The 15794-nt window shown below is 64.4% G+C and carries 12 protein-coding genes; 1 reads left to right on the plus strand and 11 read right to left on the minus strand.

All coding sequences use genetic code 11. The annotated features are described in order from the left end of the window. Window positions 1-31: 31 nt before the first annotated feature. The 11 genes from B9N43_RS05525 to B9N43_RS05575 all read right to left on the minus strand — a co-directional run bounded on the left by B9N43_RS05525 (window position 32) and on the right by B9N43_RS05575 (window position 12654). Window positions 32-703 carry a nitroreductase gene (locus B9N43_RS05525; RefSeq protein ID WP_145841322.1) on the minus strand — a complete coding sequence of 224 codons (672 nt, stop codon included), beginning with the start codon at window positions 701-703 and terminating at the stop codon, window positions 32-34. A gap of 19 nt (window positions 704-722) precedes the next feature. Further along, window positions 723-1949 carry an acyl-CoA dehydrogenase family protein gene (locus tag B9N43_RS05530; RefSeq protein WP_145841323.1) on the minus strand — a complete coding sequence of 409 codons (1227 nt, stop codon included), beginning with the start codon at window positions 1947-1949 and terminating at the stop codon, window positions 723-725. Between the two features lie 13 nt (window positions 1950-1962). Next, complete coding sequence (locus B9N43_RS05535) at window positions 1963-3054, minus strand: acyl-CoA dehydrogenase family protein (protein ID WP_145841324.1); 1092 nt, start codon at window positions 3052-3054, stop codon at window positions 1963-1965. A 92-nt stretch (window positions 3055-3146) separates the two neighbouring features. After that, the gene (locus B9N43_RS05540) at window positions 3147-5333 is read right to left on the minus strand and encodes a 3-hydroxyacyl-CoA dehydrogenase NAD-binding domain-containing protein (RefSeq protein ID WP_145841325.1); all 2187 of its coding nucleotides are present in this window, start codon (window positions 5331-5333) and stop codon (window positions 3147-3149) included. Between the two features lie 31 nt (window positions 5334-5364). Then, window positions 5365-6573 (minus strand): acetyl-CoA C-acetyltransferase, encoded by a 1209-nt coding sequence (locus B9N43_RS05545; RefSeq protein ID WP_145841326.1) that lies wholly within the window; start codon window positions 6571-6573, stop codon window positions 5365-5367. 60 nt (window positions 6574-6633) lie between these two features. Continuing rightward, a complete protein-coding gene (locus B9N43_RS05550; RefSeq protein WP_145841327.1) occupies window positions 6634-7659 on the minus strand; it encodes a TIGR03617 family F420-dependent LLM class oxidoreductase in 1026 nt (341 codons plus the stop codon). Between the two features lie 23 nt (window positions 7660-7682). Beyond that, window positions 7683-8441 (minus strand): SDR family NAD(P)-dependent oxidoreductase, encoded by a 759-nt coding sequence (locus B9N43_RS05555; protein ID WP_145841328.1) that lies wholly within the window; start codon window positions 8439-8441, stop codon window positions 7683-7685. 19 nt (window positions 8442-8460) lie between these two features. Beyond that, the gene (locus B9N43_RS05560; protein WP_145841329.1) at window positions 8461-9318 is read right to left on the minus strand and encodes an SDR family NAD(P)-dependent oxidoreductase; all 858 of its coding nucleotides are present in this window, start codon (window positions 9316-9318) and stop codon (window positions 8461-8463) included. A gap of 38 nt (window positions 9319-9356) precedes the next feature. Further along, window positions 9357-10772, minus strand: a complete 1416-nt coding sequence (locus B9N43_RS05565; RefSeq protein WP_222428816.1) for a hypothetical protein — start codon at window positions 10770-10772, stop codon at window positions 9357-9359. Next, a complete protein-coding gene (locus B9N43_RS05570) occupies window positions 10769-11944 on the minus strand; it encodes a sulfotransferase family protein (protein WP_145841330.1) in 1176 nt (391 codons plus the stop codon). Before B9N43_RS05570 ends, B9N43_RS05565 begins: the two co-directional genes overlap by 4 nt. Before the next feature lie 50 nt (window positions 11945-11994). Next, a complete protein-coding gene (locus tag B9N43_RS05575; protein ID WP_145841331.1) occupies window positions 11995-12654 on the minus strand; it encodes a TetR/AcrR family transcriptional regulator in 660 nt (219 codons plus the stop codon). A 423-nt stretch (window positions 12655-13077) separates the two neighbouring features. On the opposite strand from B9N43_RS05575, the gene B9N43_RS05580 reads away from it, so the two are divergent. Beyond that, the gene (locus tag B9N43_RS05580; protein WP_145841332.1) at window positions 13078-15741 is read left to right on the plus strand and encodes an aldehyde dehydrogenase family protein; all 2664 of its coding nucleotides are present in this window, start codon (window positions 13078-13080) and stop codon (window positions 15739-15741) included. Window positions 15742-15794: the final 53 nt, after the last annotated feature.

Genomic DNA, 15794 nt, shown 5'->3' on the forward strand with positions numbered 1-15794 from the left:
TTCCGTCAATTTGAAAGAGTTGTCTGCGACCTCAATCGCCGTGGAACGAGACCAGGGCGTCGAGGGAATCCCGCGGCACGCCCAGATTGGCGACCGGCGATGCGGTGTCGGCATAGCCCAGGCACATGCCGCCCATCACATGCTGCGCGTCGCCGATATCCAAGGCGCTGCGGATGGTCTGCGGCCACATGCGCCAGATCACCTGGGGACAGGTGTCGAGGCCGCGATCCTTCGCCAGCAGCATGATGCTCTGCATCAGGATGCCCATGTCGATCGCCTGCGCCTCCACCATGTAGGACGGCATGGTGAAGATCAGCCCCACCGGCGCGCCGAAGAACTCGTAGTTCTTCAGCGCCTGGACGATGCGCGCCTGCTTGTCCTCCTTGGGAATCGCCAGCGCGTCGTAAAGCATCGTGCCGCAGACCGCGCGGCGCTCCTTGTAGGGCGACGGCAACGGCTCCGGATACATCTTCGGATCGGGGGACTCCCCCATCGGGTTGTTGCTGAAGCTGTCCAGGATGCGCTGGCTGAAGTTCTGCTTCGCCGCGCCGGTCAGCACATGGACGTGCCAGGGCTGCAGGTTGCCGCCGGAGGGCGCGCGCAGCGCCGCCGCCAGGATCTCCCGCAGCAGTTCCGGCTCCACCGGCTGATCCAGATAGGCCCGGGCGGAGGCCCGGCTCAATACGGCTTCGGTGACGTTCATCACTTTGCCTTCCCCTGTCTCAGCGTTCCAGGTCGCGGAACGGCACCTTGCGGTCGGTGCGGATCTCGCCGGGCAGGCCCAGCACGCGCTCGGCGATGATGTTCTTCATGATCTCGTCGCTGCCGCCCGCCAGCCGGATGCCGGGCGCCGACAGCCACAGGCGCTGGATGAACTCCCATTCGCCACCCAGGTCGCGATGGCCGAGCGTGCCCTCGGCGCCCGCCATCTCCAGCGCGAAGCTGGTGATGTCCTGGATGCCCTTGCCCGCCACCAGTTTGAGGATGGACATCTCCGGCCCCGGCTCCCGTCCCTTGGACAGGGCCGTGATGCCGCGGGAAATGGTCAGCTCCACCCCTTTCTGGCTCAGGTAGGCATCGGCGATGCGGGCCTTGACCCGGCTGTCCTCGATCGCCGGCCGGCCGTTCCAGTGGGCCTTTTGCGCCAGGTCGATCAGGCTGCGATGGAGATGGGTGGGCAGGCTGCCCCCCACCGACAGGCGCTCGTGCATCAGGGTGCTCAGCATCACCTTCCAGCCGCCGCACTCGGGGCCCAGGCGATGGCTGTCGGGGATGCGCACGTCGGTGAGGAACACCTCGTTGAACTCGTATTCGTCCGATATCTGGTGGATGGGGCGTACCTCGACGCCGGGCGCCTTCATGTCCAGGATGAACATGGTCAGCCCGTCCTGCTTGGGCTTGTCCCAGTCGCTGCGGGCCAAGAGGATGCCGTAGTCACAGAACTGGGCGCCGGAGGTCCACACCTTCTGGCCGTTGATCACCCATGCGTCGCCTTGCTTCTCGGCGCGGGTGCGGATGCCCCCGGTGTCGGAGCCGGCGGCCGGCTCGGAGAACAGCTGGCACCATATCTCGTCGCCGGACAGGCCGCGCGGCACATGGCGGGCCTTGAGTTCCGGGATGGCCCAGGTGGCGACCGTGGGCAGGCACTGGCCCAGGCTGTTCTCGAAAATCATGCGCGGCACCAGGAACCGGGCTTCCTCCTGGCCGTAGATCACCTGCTGCATCGGCGTGCCGCCCATGCCGCCGGCTTCCTTGGGCCAGGTGATCGCGGCATAGCCGGCCGCCGCCTTCTTCTTCTGCCAGGCGCGCGCGGCGACGATACGTTCCGCATCGTTCATGCCTTTGTCAAATCGATCCTCGTCACTTTTCTTGGGCTGGGCATTGGCCTCCAGCCAGGCCCGCACCTGGGCGCGGAATGCAGCTTCTTCGGGGGTGTCTCTGAAATCCATAGTCTCGCTCCGCTTACGCGGCCTCCCTCACAAGTTCATCGGCCAACTGGGCGCGCCAGGCATGTTCGCTGCCGATCAGCTGCGCCAGATAACGGGCTCGACGGTAGTACAGGTGGCAGTCCATCTCCCAGGTGAAGCCGATGCCGCCGTGGATCTCGATGCCCTCTTCCGCCGCCCGGTTGAACGCGGTGGTCGCCGCCACCCGCGCCGCGCCTGCCGCCAACGCCAGTTCCGGGGCGTCGGAGGACAACGCCCAGGCGCCGTAGTAGGCATGCACCCGGGCCAGTTCGTTGGCGGTGTAGATCTCCGCCATCTTGTGCTTCAGCGCCTGGAAGCTGCCGATCTGGCGGCCGAAGGCCTTGCGCTCCAGCGCGTAGTCGCGGCTGATCTCCAGAATCCGCGCGGCGCCCCCCACCTGCTCGAAGGCCAGCAGCACGGCGGCCCCGTTCAGCACCCGCGCCGCCACCGCAGCCCCGCTCTTGCCGCCAGTCAGTTTCTCGGCCGGAGTGTTGGCGAAACTCAGTTCCGCGTAGGGCCGCGTCGGGTCCAGGGAGGACAGGGCCTTGCGGGATACGCTGGGCGCAGCCAGGTCCACCAACAGCAGATCGTCGCCCGCCTTCAGCACCGCCATGCCGGCCACCAGGCCGTCGGGTACGGCCGAGACCTTGCCGCTGACGCTCTTGCCGTCGAAGCTCAGGGCCGGCGTCGCCAGATAGGTCTCGTGGCCGCCCAGCGCGGCGGTGGCGATCACTTCGCCCGCGGCGATGCGCGGCAGCCAGTGCTGCTTCTGGGCTTCGCTGCCGCCGTGGAGAATGGCTTCGGCGGCGAGGTAGAAGGACGACGACAGCGGCACGGCCGCCAGGTGGCACCCGGCCTCCTCGGCCACCAGGCACAGTTCCAGGTAACCCAGCCCGGCGCCGCCGTAGGCTTCGGGAATCGCCGCCGCCGCCGCGCCCATGTCGATCAGGTTGCGCCAGACGCTCTCGGAGTAGGCGGCCTGGCCGCCCAGCACCTGGCGCACCGCGGCGGAGGTGCTGGTCTCGGCCAGCATCTTGCCCACTTCCGCCTGCAACAGCCGCTGGTCGTCGGAAAAATCAAAATTCACGATGCGTTTCCTTTGCGTTTCGAATCGTTTTCAAGCTGACATCGAGGGGCTCGTGAGCGGCCGGCGGACGCACTCCTCCGGCCTCTCGAGCGTCAAGCCTGCTTCGCCGCCGGCGGCGTGATGCGCGTGCTGCCGTAGAAGGTCTGGCCGTTCTTCGCCATGTCGCGCAGCAACTGGGGCGGCGCGAAACGGTCGCCGTAGGCGGCCGCCAGGCGGTCGCACTCGGCCACCACCTGCGGCAGACCGATGGTGTCCATCATCGAGAAGGGGCCGCCCAGATAGGGAGGGAAACCCACGCCGAGGATCGCGCCCACGTCGCCGTCGGCCGGATCGAGCAGCACCCCGTCGGCGATGCACTTGGCGGCATCCACCAACTGGGCGTAGAACATCCGCGCCTTGATTTCCTCCACCGTCGGCTGCTCCGGCTTGCGCGGCCAGAGTTCAGTCAGGCCGGACCACAGCTTCTTGCTGCCGTCGGCGGCGTAGTCGTAGAAACCCTTGCCGTTCTTGCGGCCGTGGCGCCCCAGCTTGCCCACCATCTGCTCGACGACGACGACGGACGGCGTGATCTTGAAGTTCGCCCCCTGCTCCTTCTGCTGACTCTGGGCGGCGTGGTAGGCCACGTCCAGGCCGATCTCGTCGGTGATGGTGAGCGGTCCCACGGGAAGCCCGGCCATCTTGGCGACGTTCTCCAGCAGGGCCGGATTCACGCCTTCCGTCAGCATGGCCATGCTCTCGCCCATGTAGGCGCCGATGAAACGGGTGGTGTAGAAGCCGGGGCCGTCATTGACCACGATCGGCGTCTTTTTCATCAGCGCGACGAAATCCAGGGCCCGGGCCAGGGTCTCGTCGGAAGTCTTCCTGCCGCAGATCACCTCCACCAGGGGCATGCGCTCCACCGGCGAGAAGAAGTGCAGGCCGACATAGTTCTCCGGACGGCTGCCGGCTTCGGCCAGTTCGGTGATCGGCAGCGCCGAGGTGTTGGAAGCGATCACCGCCTGCTTGGGCAGCACCGCTTCGAGCCTCTTGGTCACATCGGCCTTGATGCCACGATCCTCGAACACGGCTTCCACCACCATTTCCACGTCGGAGAGATGGCTGTAGTCGGTGGTGGGCTTGATCCGGGCCAGCACCGCATCCATCTTCTGCTGAGTGGTGCGGCCCTTCTCCAGATCGCGGCCGAGGCGCTTGGCGGTGTAGTCCTTGCCCTTGTCGGCGGCAGCCTGGTCGCGATCGATCAGTACCACCTCGACGCCCAGCTTGGCGCAGGTGAAGGCGATGCCCGCGCCCATCAGGCCGGCGCCGACCACGCCGATCTTCTTGTACTGGGTCTTGGGAATCCCCGCCGGCCGGTGCATCAGCTTGTCCGCCTTGCCCTTGTTGATGAACAGGGTGCGGATCATGTTGCGCGACACGGGATCGCGGTTGAGGAACGCGGAATACTTGCCCTCGACCAGCAAGGCCTTGTCCATCGGCAGGAACGGTCCCTCGAACATGCAGGAGAGAATGGCCAAGGGCGCCGGCATGTTGTGGAAGGTCTTGGCCTGGATCATGGCGTTGCTGACCATCATCATCTGGCCCACCTCCGGGGACATGGCGCCGGCGCCGCCCGGCACCTTGAAGCCTTTCTTGTCCCAGGGCTGCACCGGGTCGCCTTCCTCCAGGATCCAGCGCTTGGCCTCGGCCAGCAGCTCGGCCTGGGGCACCACCTTGTGGATCAGGCCCATCTTCAGCGCCTTCTCGGCGGAAAGGGCCTGGCCTTCCAGCAGCACCGGCGCCGAAGCCTGGACCCCGATCAGCCGCGGCACCCGCTGGGTGCCGCCGCCGCCCGGCAACAGGCCCACCTGCACTTCCGGCAGGCCCAGCAGGATGCCCTTGCTGTCGGCCACCACGCGGTAGTGGCAGGCCAGCGCGATCTCGGTGCCGCCGCCCATCGCCACGCCGTTCACGGCGCAGACGAAGGGCTTGCCGCAGGTCTCCAGGCGCCGCAGCAGCATCGACAGCGACATGTTCTGCTGCAGGAAGTCGGCCAGCGGCATGTCCTTCATGCGCTCGGGCAGGGTCTCCAGGAGCTTGAGGTCGGCGCCGGCGACGAAGGAGGGCTTGCCGGAGGTGATGATCCCGCCCTTGATGGCCGGGTCCCCGGCCACCTGGTCGATGGCGGCGGAAAGCTCGTCCATGAACAGCTGGTCGATCACGTTCATGGAATTCTGCTGATGATCGATGGTCAGGGTAGCGACGCCGTCGGCATCAATGACGATTTGAATGACTTGATTCATGAATTCTTCCTTCAGGATGCGTGGTGCAGGCTCATACCCGCTCGATGATGGTGGCGGTACCCATGCCCGCCGCTTCGCACAGGGTCACCAGACCCGTGCCCACCTGGCGCCGCTCCATCTCGTCGAGCAGGGTGCCCAGGATCATGCCCCCCGTCGCCCCCAGCGGATGGCCCATGGCGATCGCCCCGCCATTCACGTTGATCTTGTCGTGCGGCACGTTCAGCCGCTCCATCAGGCACAGCACCACCGAGGCGAAGGCTTCGTTCAGTTCCCACAGGCCGATGTCGGCCACGCCCATGCCCGCCTTTCGCAGCGCCTTCTGCGCCGCGAAGCTCGGCGCGTCCAGCATCAGCGTCGGCTCCGAACCCACGGTGGCGATCGAGCGGATCCGCGCCCGCGGCTTCAGGCCCAGGCGCTGGCCGATCTCCTTGTTGCCCACCAGCACGGCCGACGCGCCATCGACGATGCCCGAGCTGTTGCCGGCGTGGTGCATGTGGATGATGCTCTCCAGTTCCGGATATTTCTGCAGCGCGACGCCGTCGAAACCGAATTTCTCGCCCAGGTCCACGAAGGCGGGTTTCATCGCACCCAGGGATTCCAGGGTCACGTCGGGGCGGACGGTCTCGTCCCTGTCCAGCACCGGCAGGCCCAGGATGTCCTTCACCGGTATCACCGACTTGGCGAAGTAGCCGTTGGCCCAGGCCGCCGCGGCGCGCTTCTGGCTCTCCACCGCGTAGGCGTCGCACTGTTCCCGGGTAAAACCGCACTTCGTCGACAGCAGGTCGGCGCTGACCCCCTGCATGACGAAATACATCTTGAAGGTCACCTGCGGGTCCAGGGCCATGGCGCCACCATCGCTGCCCATCGGCACCCGCGACATGCTCTCGACGCCGCCGCCGATCGCCAGGTCGATCTGGCCCGAACCCACCTTGGCCACGGCGAAATTCACCGCCTCCAGGCCCGAGCCGCAGTAACGGTTCACCTGCACCCCGGGCACCCGGTAGTCGTAGTCCGCCACCAGGGCGGCGACACGGGCGATGTTGCCCCCCTGCTCGCCCACCGGCACCACGCAGCCGAGGAACACGTCTTCCACCAGCGAGGTATCGAGCGAATTACGGTCGCGCACGGCGCCCAGCACCTGCGCCGCCAGCTGCACCGGCGTGATCTCGTGCAGGCCGCCATCGGCTTTACCCTTGCCCCGCGGCGTGCGGACGTGGTCGTAGATATAGACGTCAGTCATTGAATGCTCCAGTCGATTGCTTGTATGGGAGGGTGCCCCGGGGCACCCTCCGGATGGGTTTCAGGATGCGCGCAAGGCCGCCACCAGACCGGCCGCCAGCGAGTCGTGGGCGGAATCCTCGGGAACCGGCACGGTGATGCGGTCCACCAGGCCCGCGAAGCGCGCCTTGAGAATCGGTGCCGCCTCGGCGTAGGACCCGGTGACCAGGAACTCGTCCAGCACCGTATCGGTGAGGACCGAGGTCATGTCGCGCCAGCGCTTGTCGCGGGTCAGCTGCAACAGTTCCTCGCCCACCGATTTCCAGCCGAAGAGTTCCAGGCTGGGCCAGTAGGCCGGTGTGGAGAACAGGAAGGCCAGGGTGTTGCGGAAGCGTTCCCGCTCGCGGGCGACGGTCTCAGCATCCGGCCCGGTGGCCACCAGGATGCTGGCGGCGATGAAGGGCTTTTCCAGCCCCGGCAGGCGCGACTCCGCCCCCTTGGCGACGGCGGGGACGATCACCTCGCGCAGGTAGCACGCCGAAGTGTTGGTGGGATGGGTATGCATGCCGTCGGCCACGCTGCCCACCAGTGCCAGCATCTTCGGCCCGACGGCGCCCAGCGCCAGGGGCACGTCCGGCGCGTCGATCGGGCCGGGATTGAAGAAAGGCTGCAGGCGGGTGAACCGGTAGTACTCGCCGACGTAATTGAGCGGCTCGCGGGTGCGGAAGCTGTGAAAGATGGCCCGCAGGGCGCCCACGTATTCCGCCATGCCCTTGGCCGGCGGCAGCCAGCGGGACGAGTAGCGGTCCTCGATGTTCTGCTGGATCTGGGTGCCCAGGCCCAGTTCGAAACGGCCGCCGGACATTTTCTGCAGATCCCAGGCGGCCAGAGCCACGTTCATCGGGCTGCGCGGGAAGGCCACCAGCACCGAGGTGGCCACCTTGATGCGGCGGGTGGCGCCCAGCGCCTGGCAGGCCAGCAGCAGGCCGTCGTGGATGGCGTCGGGCACGAACAGGCCGTCGAAACCGATGGCCTCCACCCTGCGGGCATAGTCGGCGATGGATTCCAGGCCCAGGTTCTCCGACATGGAGGCGAAGACTTCAAACATGAAAACTCCTGATTGATGAATACTCAGCGCATCGTCGCGCCGCCGTCGACGCTGATCACCTGGCCGTTGATCCACATGCCCTCTTCGGAGAACAGCAGGGCCACCATCGCGGCGATGTCTTCCGGCTGGCCCAGACGGGTGCTGCGGGTGCGCTTCACCGCTGCATCCGCAAAACCCTCCGGCAAGGTCTTGAGATTGTTCTCGGTGATCACGAATCCCGGCGCCACGCAATTGGCACGAATGCCGTGGCGGCCCCAGCGCGAGGCGACATGGCGCATCAGCGCGTTCAGCCCGGCCTTGGCCATGGCGTAGCAGGGCCGCTCTTCCTCGCCGATGAAGGCCGCGCCCGAGGTGGTATAGACGATGGCGCCGCCACCCCGCTTGAGCATCTCGGGAATGGCGGCGCGGGTGCACAGCAGATGGCCGCGTAGATTCACCGCGATGGTCTGATCGAAGACCGCCAGATCGACATCCACGGCGTTGCTGTCACGGAAGATGACGGACAGGTCGGCCGCATTGACATGGATCAGGTCCAGGCCGCCGAAGCTCTCCACCGCGAGGCGGACCATCGCCGCAACCGAGGCCTCGTCACTGATGTCGCAACGAATGGCGCGGGCCTGGCCGCCTTGGGCGGTGATGCCCTGCGCAATGGCTTGGGCATTGGCCTCGCTGATGTCGCCGATCACCACGGCCGTGCCCACCTCGGCCAGCTTGCGCGCCGTGGCGCCGCCGATGCCGCCGCCGCCGGCGACGATGGCCACCTTCCCGTTCGTTGCTGTCATGTCGATCCCCTATGTGGACTCAGAAAATGTAGTTGGCCAGAGTCTGAGTGCCGTCCAGGGTCTTGACGGTATGAATGCCCAACTCCCGCAACAGATTGAGACTCAACAGGATCCGACCGGACAGTTCTTTGGGGGCGCGCGAGGACAGTTCCAGGGCGGCCTCGGCCATCGCCTCTTCCGGCTCCAGATGGGCCTGGGCATCCACCGTGCCGATTTCGACGGCGCCTTCGCTCATCACGGCCTCGACCGGCGCCAGGGTGTTGATGGCGACGTTGAACTTGGCCAGCTCGACCGCCTGGCCGGCGGTCATGCGCTCCAGCGCCGCCTTGGTGGCCGCGTACATGGAGGGGCCGTCCTCGAGGTTGAAGCGGGTGTAGCGTTCATTGAAGTCGTAGGGCGCGGGCTTGGGATGATTCACCGTGGCGCTGGAGAGGTTGACCACCCAGCCGCCGCCGCGCTCCTGCATGCTGGGCAGGGCCTGGGCGGTCAGCTGCAGCGGCGCGACCACGTTGATTTCGAAGGTCTGGCGCACATCCTTCAGGGCCTGCTCATGGGTGGTCTGATAGCGGCACCAGGCGGCGTTGTTGATCACGATGTCCACGCCGCCGAACTTGGCGATGGTTTCCGGCACGATGTGGCTGCGCTGGTCTTCCTTGGCCAGGTTGGCGCCGATGCAGATGCATTCGCCGCCCCGGGCCTTGATCCAGTCGGCGACTTCGGCCAGGGAGCCCGCCAGGCGGCTGGTGCCGGGATCCACGGTACGGGCCACCAGGGCCACCTTGGCGCCTTCGCAGGCCAGGCGCTTGGCGATCGCGGCGCCGATGCCGCGACTGGCGCCGGTGACGATGGCCACTTTGCCTTTGAGTCGTTGGGTCATTGTTTTTCCTTTCCTAGAACTCTGTTGAGGGTATTGAATCAATGCTGGCGGTAGCGCCGCTGCACGTGCTCCTGGCGGATGGCGATGGCGGCCCGGCGTTGCTCCGGCGTCGCCAATCGGGTTTCCGCCGGCAGGTGCTGCATCACCTCGGACAGCTTGACCTTCTTCGCCGTGGCCCAGGGCAGGTTCTCGGTGGGCTTCACCGAATAGGCCCAGCGCACCGCCATGTAGCCTTCCGGGTGGCCGGTGGTGTCGAGCCAGTTCCAGACGCCCGGATCGCGATGAGCGATCACGTAGCGCAGCACGTTGTCGGCGTCGCGATGCGCCTGGAGACCGTTCAGGCTGCTCTGATAGTTGGCGAAGTCGAGGGACTCGCCCCACATGTTGCTGAGGTGGAAGCCGATGTAGTTGGGCTCGATGGGCTGGTTCAGCTCCACGATCATGGCCTCGTCGTCTGCCAGTTCGTAGATGCTGCCGCAGTAGATGTTGGTGGCCATGCCCCCCGCAGTGGCCAGGGACGCGGCATTGGGCCGGTTGAACTCGTTGCGCGGGATGAAGCACTTGCCGTCGCCGTTCATGTCGCCATAGGCCTCGCAGGTGATGGCGTAGAACTCGTTCCAGAAGTAAACCTGGTTGCGGGTGAAGCGGCCGATGTCCTCCATCTGCTGCGCCGCCGCTTCCGGGGTGTAGGTGGGCATGGGCTTGCCCAGCAGGTCGTTGCGGTAGATGAAAAGGTCCAGCAGCTCCTCGTTCTGCCAGTCGCAGCAGAGCTCGCGCAGCATCACCAGCTGGGTCACGTATTCCTTGGTCTCCGTGCTGCCGTCGCTGCGGGTGCGGGTCTTGGTCACCCGCGTGCGCATGTAGTTGCCGCTGTAGCCCTCGGGCTTTTCCGGCGCCAGCAGGATCTCGAAAGTGCCGTCCGCATTGACCTGCAACTTGCTGCAGTCCAGGACATCGCAGTTGGTGCGGCTGCCCGGCTTCATTTCCTTGATGCTGCCGCTGTCCCCGGAGTAGCCGCTGGGCGCTTCGAAGATCACGTAGTGGGGCGCCTTGCGGCCTTCCGTGACGGGTGCCTCGCCGCGCCAGTGGCGCGTGTCGCCGGCCTTGCCGCGGATGGTGTAGCTGTAGTTGCCGTCGATGGGTGCCGCCAGATAGATGGCATCGGCGTTGTCGATGGTGGAGCGGTTGAGCGGCTGGATGGCGCGGACGAAATAAGGAAACTCCTGGGTCGGCCCCAGGCAGCGGGCCAGGGAGCCATAGAGGAAGCCCAGCACGTAGCGGTAGCCTTCGGCCAGGTTGCGGGGCGTGGCCGGCGGCGGCCAGAGCTTCGGATCGTCGATGGCGTCGCGCGCTTCTTCCAGCTGGGCGATCAGCTTGTCCCAGGATGCCCGAAGTTGCACGGCCGCCGCCTCGGTGGCGGCAGCGGGCATTGCCGTTTTTTTCGTTTCGCTCATGCTTTCGCAGCCTCCTTGGGTTTCTTGATTTCAGGCATGTCCGCATCCCAGTTGAAGCGCTCGAAGAGCGGTGCCAGGCGTTGGCGGATCTCCGTGTCGTCGAGGCCGAACTCTTCCAGGCTGTAGCGATGGGCGGTTTCGTGGCGGCCGGACTTGTTTTGCTCTTCCTCCAACACCCGACGGAATTGCTCGGTCATCGGGATGCCCAGCTCGGTGTAGACCCGTTCCATGGTGGCCTTGGGTTCGGCCACCAGTTGCCGATAGTCGATAATGGCGCGGGGCACTTCCGGATGCCGGGCCAGGACTTCGTCCGGATGCAGGTAGCTCTCGTAGGAAATTTCCACGCTGACCCGACTGGACCGCGCCGCCTTTTGCTTGTCGATCTCGCCTTGTATCTTCCAGCCGGTGTGTAGCAGTTTGAGCAGGCTGGGAATGGTCTCGTAGGGATTGCGGTAGAGCACCACGAAACGGGCGTCCGGGAAGGCCTCGATGACCGCCTCGACCCGGCCGCAGAAGACGGGATTCTTGCTCAGATGGATCACGTTGCCGCCATTGAGATACATCTGGCGCCGCACGCACTCCCGGTAGAAACCCATCAGGCGACGCCGGCTGGCGGGGGGGCGCTGATCGATATGGAAGAAATCCACGTCGTCCATATTGGGCACCCGGGTGGCCCAGAATCCCGAGGCACAGGAACTGAACAGCACCAGATCGTCCTCCTCGGGAATGGTCAGACCCATCTTATGGATATGGCGCATCGGCCCGAACTTCTTGTCTTCCCAGGCCTGCAGGCGGCGCTCGATGCTGCGGCCGAGAATGGTGCGGTCCACCCAGGCGGCCAAGCGCACCAGCTTCTTCTCGATCAGCGAGGGCAAGAGCAGTTCGTAGTACTTGAAGGCGCTGAAACGCTGGTCTTCGCACATCAGGCGGTGGGCCAGGGTCGTGCCGCTGCGGGCATGGCCGATGATGAACACCGGGTTCCTGACCTTGGTGAACCACAGGCCGGGGAACAGGATGCCGTCGAGGAAGAAGCACAGTGCATGTCCCATCGCTCGAAGAGGAATCGTCAGCAACAGGTAGCGATAGGCGCTGCGCCTTCTCTTGGCCTTTTTCTCCTGGGAAACCAGGCGGACCAACTTGAACCAGGTGATGAAGTCGAAATAGAAAAACATGGCGGCTGGGACTTTGGGGGTCAGAAAAACAAAAAAGGGACGGCGCGAACTCAATGCACGCGCAACGCTTCCGAATCCTTCAGATAACGCAACACCAGGTTCACCAGGTCATCGCCGTAGTGCTCGTCGAAGATGCGCTCCGGCCGTCGCTGGAGCGTGGCGTGAATGGTGCCGTTGATGAGGTCGACGACCAGCTCGGCCGCCCGGGCATGTTCCCGGACCTGCAGCGTGGCGTCGTGTTGCTGCAGGACGAGCGACAGCCACATGGCGGTTGCCATGTAGCGGTCCGGATACTTCTTCACCACATAGGCTTCGAAGTCGTACCGCCAGTGAATCTCGAGGTAGTACTCCTTCAGGAAGCGATAGAGCTTGCGATGCCGGGCGAGGCTCTCCCGCACCATGAAACCCACCGTTTCCTCGAGCGATTCGCGGGCACAGCGCATGGTCTGATCGGCGATCCTGTCGAATTCACCCAGTTCAGCCAGCAGCAGTTCGTTGCAGATGTCCGCAACAATGGCGTACTTGTCCGGGTAGTACTGATAGATGGCGCCGATGCTCACGCCGGCCACCTCGGCGATGTAGTTGGTGGTCAGACGGGAGGCGCCCTTTTGCTCCAAGATCTTCAAGCCGGCTTCGCGGATCGCGGACAGCGTGAACTCCGCCCGGGACTGGATCGGGTTCCTGCGGCGGATGGCGGGCTGTGTGGTCATGACTCTGCGGCAATCAGTTTGAGGACAGGATGTTCAACCGGCGCACCGGCTCATGTCTACTCGGTTTATCAACATGAAAACCAAAATCGACAAACTCATTTCTTTACTTAATAATCAAAACACTAACTGCAACAGAAACAATTCCATAAGCATCAACCAGAGCGAGCTCGGTTTTACGAGAGGCCATTTTATACATTTTCTGTCTCGATAAGTTATTTAATAACCAATTAATAGCGATCGTCCGCCACTCCCGGGTCGGGTTCTATCCAGACGAAGAGCAGGGCGCATACGCATCCAGGCCCGCGCCAAAAAAAAGCTGGGCAGAAAGGCGCCCATAGCCACCACCCCGCATCCCTGCCCTTTCACTTTCCGTCACTTTTAATTATTATTTTCCTTATCGATAACGATATGTGAAAGCCACCCATGGAAAGCTACAAGATGTTTATCGCCGGCGAATCCGTCGACGCCATCAGCGGCAAAACGATGCAAGTCATCGATCCCGGAACGGGTCAGCCGTTCGCGGAAGTCCCCTGCTGCGACGAGCGTGACGTCGATGCGGCCGTAACCGCAGCTCGCAAAGCCTTCGATTCCGGCGTATGGAGCGGCCTGTCGCCGAGTGAGCGTGCCGACATCATGTTCCAGTTTGCCGACCTGATCGAGGTCAACTCCGGCAAGATCGGCATGGCCGACAGTCAAAGCATGGGCAATACGCTGGGCGGAACCGCCGGCGGCATGTGGGTGGCTTGCAACTCGATGCGCAACCTGGCCTGGTACGCCGCCAACAAGTTCACTTGGGAGGAGACCGTCGAGCATTCCGGCTCGATCTTCGCCTTTGGCGAAAATATCGTCCGCCACGAGCCCATCGGCGTTTGTGCTTCCATCGCACCCTGGAACGTACCGGGTCTCATGGCGATGTGGAAAATCACCCACGCACTGGTCATGGGCAATACCCTCGTGCTCAAACCAGCCTCGTCCACCCCGATCTCGGCGCTGATGATCGCCGAACTGGCCAATCAAGCAGGCATTCCCAAGGGCGTACTCAATGTCGTTACCGGCCCGGGCGGGACCGTGGGCGATGCATTGTGTGCGCACCCCGGGGTCGACAAGATTTCCCTAACCGGCAGCAGCGACGTCGGCAAGCAGACCATGGAGCGGGCGGCCAAGGGCATCAAGCAGGTAACGCTGGAACTGGGTGGCAAGTCCGCCAACATCATCCTCGACGATGCCGATCTCGACGTTGCCGTCGATGGCGCCATCACCGGCATCTTCGCCAATGCCGGCCAAATCTGCATTTCAGGCTCGCGCCTGCTGCTGTCGCGCAAGATTCACGATCAGTTCATCAAGCGCCTGACCAAGCGCGTTCAGGATCTATCCATCGGCTACCAACTGCTGCCCGAGACGAAGATGGGTCCGCTGTCCAGCAAGAAACAGCTCGAAACCGTCGAGCGCTATGTGGAAATCGGCAAAGCCGAGGGCGCCAAGGTGGCCTGCGGCGGCCATCGCCTGACCGGCCCCCAGTACGGCAATGGCTATTACTATGCGCCGACCATCCTGACCGGTGTCACCAACGACATGCGGGTCGCCCGGGAGGAAATCTTCGGGCCGGTGCTGGTGGTGATTCCCTTCGATACCGATGCCGATGCCGTGGCCATCGCCAACGACAGCGATTACGGCCTGGCCGGTTCCGTCTATTCCACCGATATCAGGCGGGCACACCAGATCGCCAACCAGGTCCGTACGGGGATTCTGTCGATCAACGACATCGCCATGCTTTCCGACTTCACGCCCTTCGGCGGCTACAAGACCAGCGGCATCGGCCGTGAATTCGGCGAAGAGGGCCTCAAGAGCTACACCCAGATCAAGACCATCTACACCTCCAACGAAGGCAGCGCCAACCGCGCCACTTTCGGTTCGGTGTTTCACTATCCCAAGGGGGAGAGTTTCACCCATACTGCCCCAACCAAAGTCGTCTGCGGGCCCAAGTCACTGACCAACCTCAACAGTGAATTGCGCATGCTCGGTGCCAAACGGGCGGTAATCATCACCGACCCGGGCGTCCGCGCCACCGGACTGGCTGACCGGGCCGTGCGCGCTGCCGGCGACCGCTGCGTCGGCGTCTTTGACGGGGTGGTCCCCGACCCCACCTACGAATGCGCGCAGGCGGCGGTCGACTACTGCCGCTCGGTCGGCGCGGACAGCATCGTCAGCCTGGGGGGCGGCAGTTCCATCGACTGCGCCAAGCTCACGCTGGTCGCCCTGACCAACGGCTGCTCGGCGCTGCAGGCAATGAACATATTCCGGCTCGAAGGGCCGCAGTTGCCCCACATCGCCATCCCGACCACCCACGGCACCGGTAGCGAAGTCACCTGCGCGGGCGTGATCACCAACAGTCGCCTGCACAAGAAGTTTTTCATTGTCGACCTCAAGCTATTTCCGAACGTTGCCATTCTGGATCCAACGCTGGTGACCGGCCTGCCCAAATCCATGACCATCGGTACCGGCATGGATGCGCTGACCCATGCCATCGAAAGCGTGGTGAACCCGATGGGGAACCCCATCAGCATCGCCGTGGGGCTACAGTCGGTCCGTATGATCAGGGACAATCTGCCCAAGGCCGTGGCCGATGGCACGGATCTCGTCGCGCGCCAGAACATGCTGGCGGCCTCGACCCTGGCTGGCATCGCCCTGGGGCCAGGTCTGGGCATCGCCCATTGCCTGGCGCACACGGTAGGCATGATGTTCGGCGTACACCACGGCACCGGCTGCGGTATCGCCCTGCCGGCCGCCATGCGTTTCAATCGGGACTTTGCCAGCGCCAAGCTGGCTGAGGTGGCTACCGCGCTTGGTGTCAACACCACGGGCATGAGTGATGGCGAGGCCGCCGATGCAGCCGCCGACGCCGTGGAAGCGCTGATGAAAACCATCGGCCAGCCAATGCGCCTGTCCGAAATTATCGAGAGGGACAAGATCATGGCGCAGATGGAACAACTCGTGGCAGGCACCATGAGCGATGGCAGCGCCATGTACAACCCTCGCCCGGTGAATGATCCGGCAGCGGTTGCGGCTTTCGTTCAAAGCGCGATCTGAGCTCCTAGCTTCAATTACCGAGCCCCCGCAGCCTTGGCTGCGGGGATTTTCCG

Origin of the sequence: Denitratisoma sp. DHT3 (assembly GCF_007833355.1) — a bacterium.
Taxonomy (GTDB): Bacteria; Pseudomonadota; Gammaproteobacteria; order Burkholderiales; family Rhodocyclaceae; genus Denitratisoma.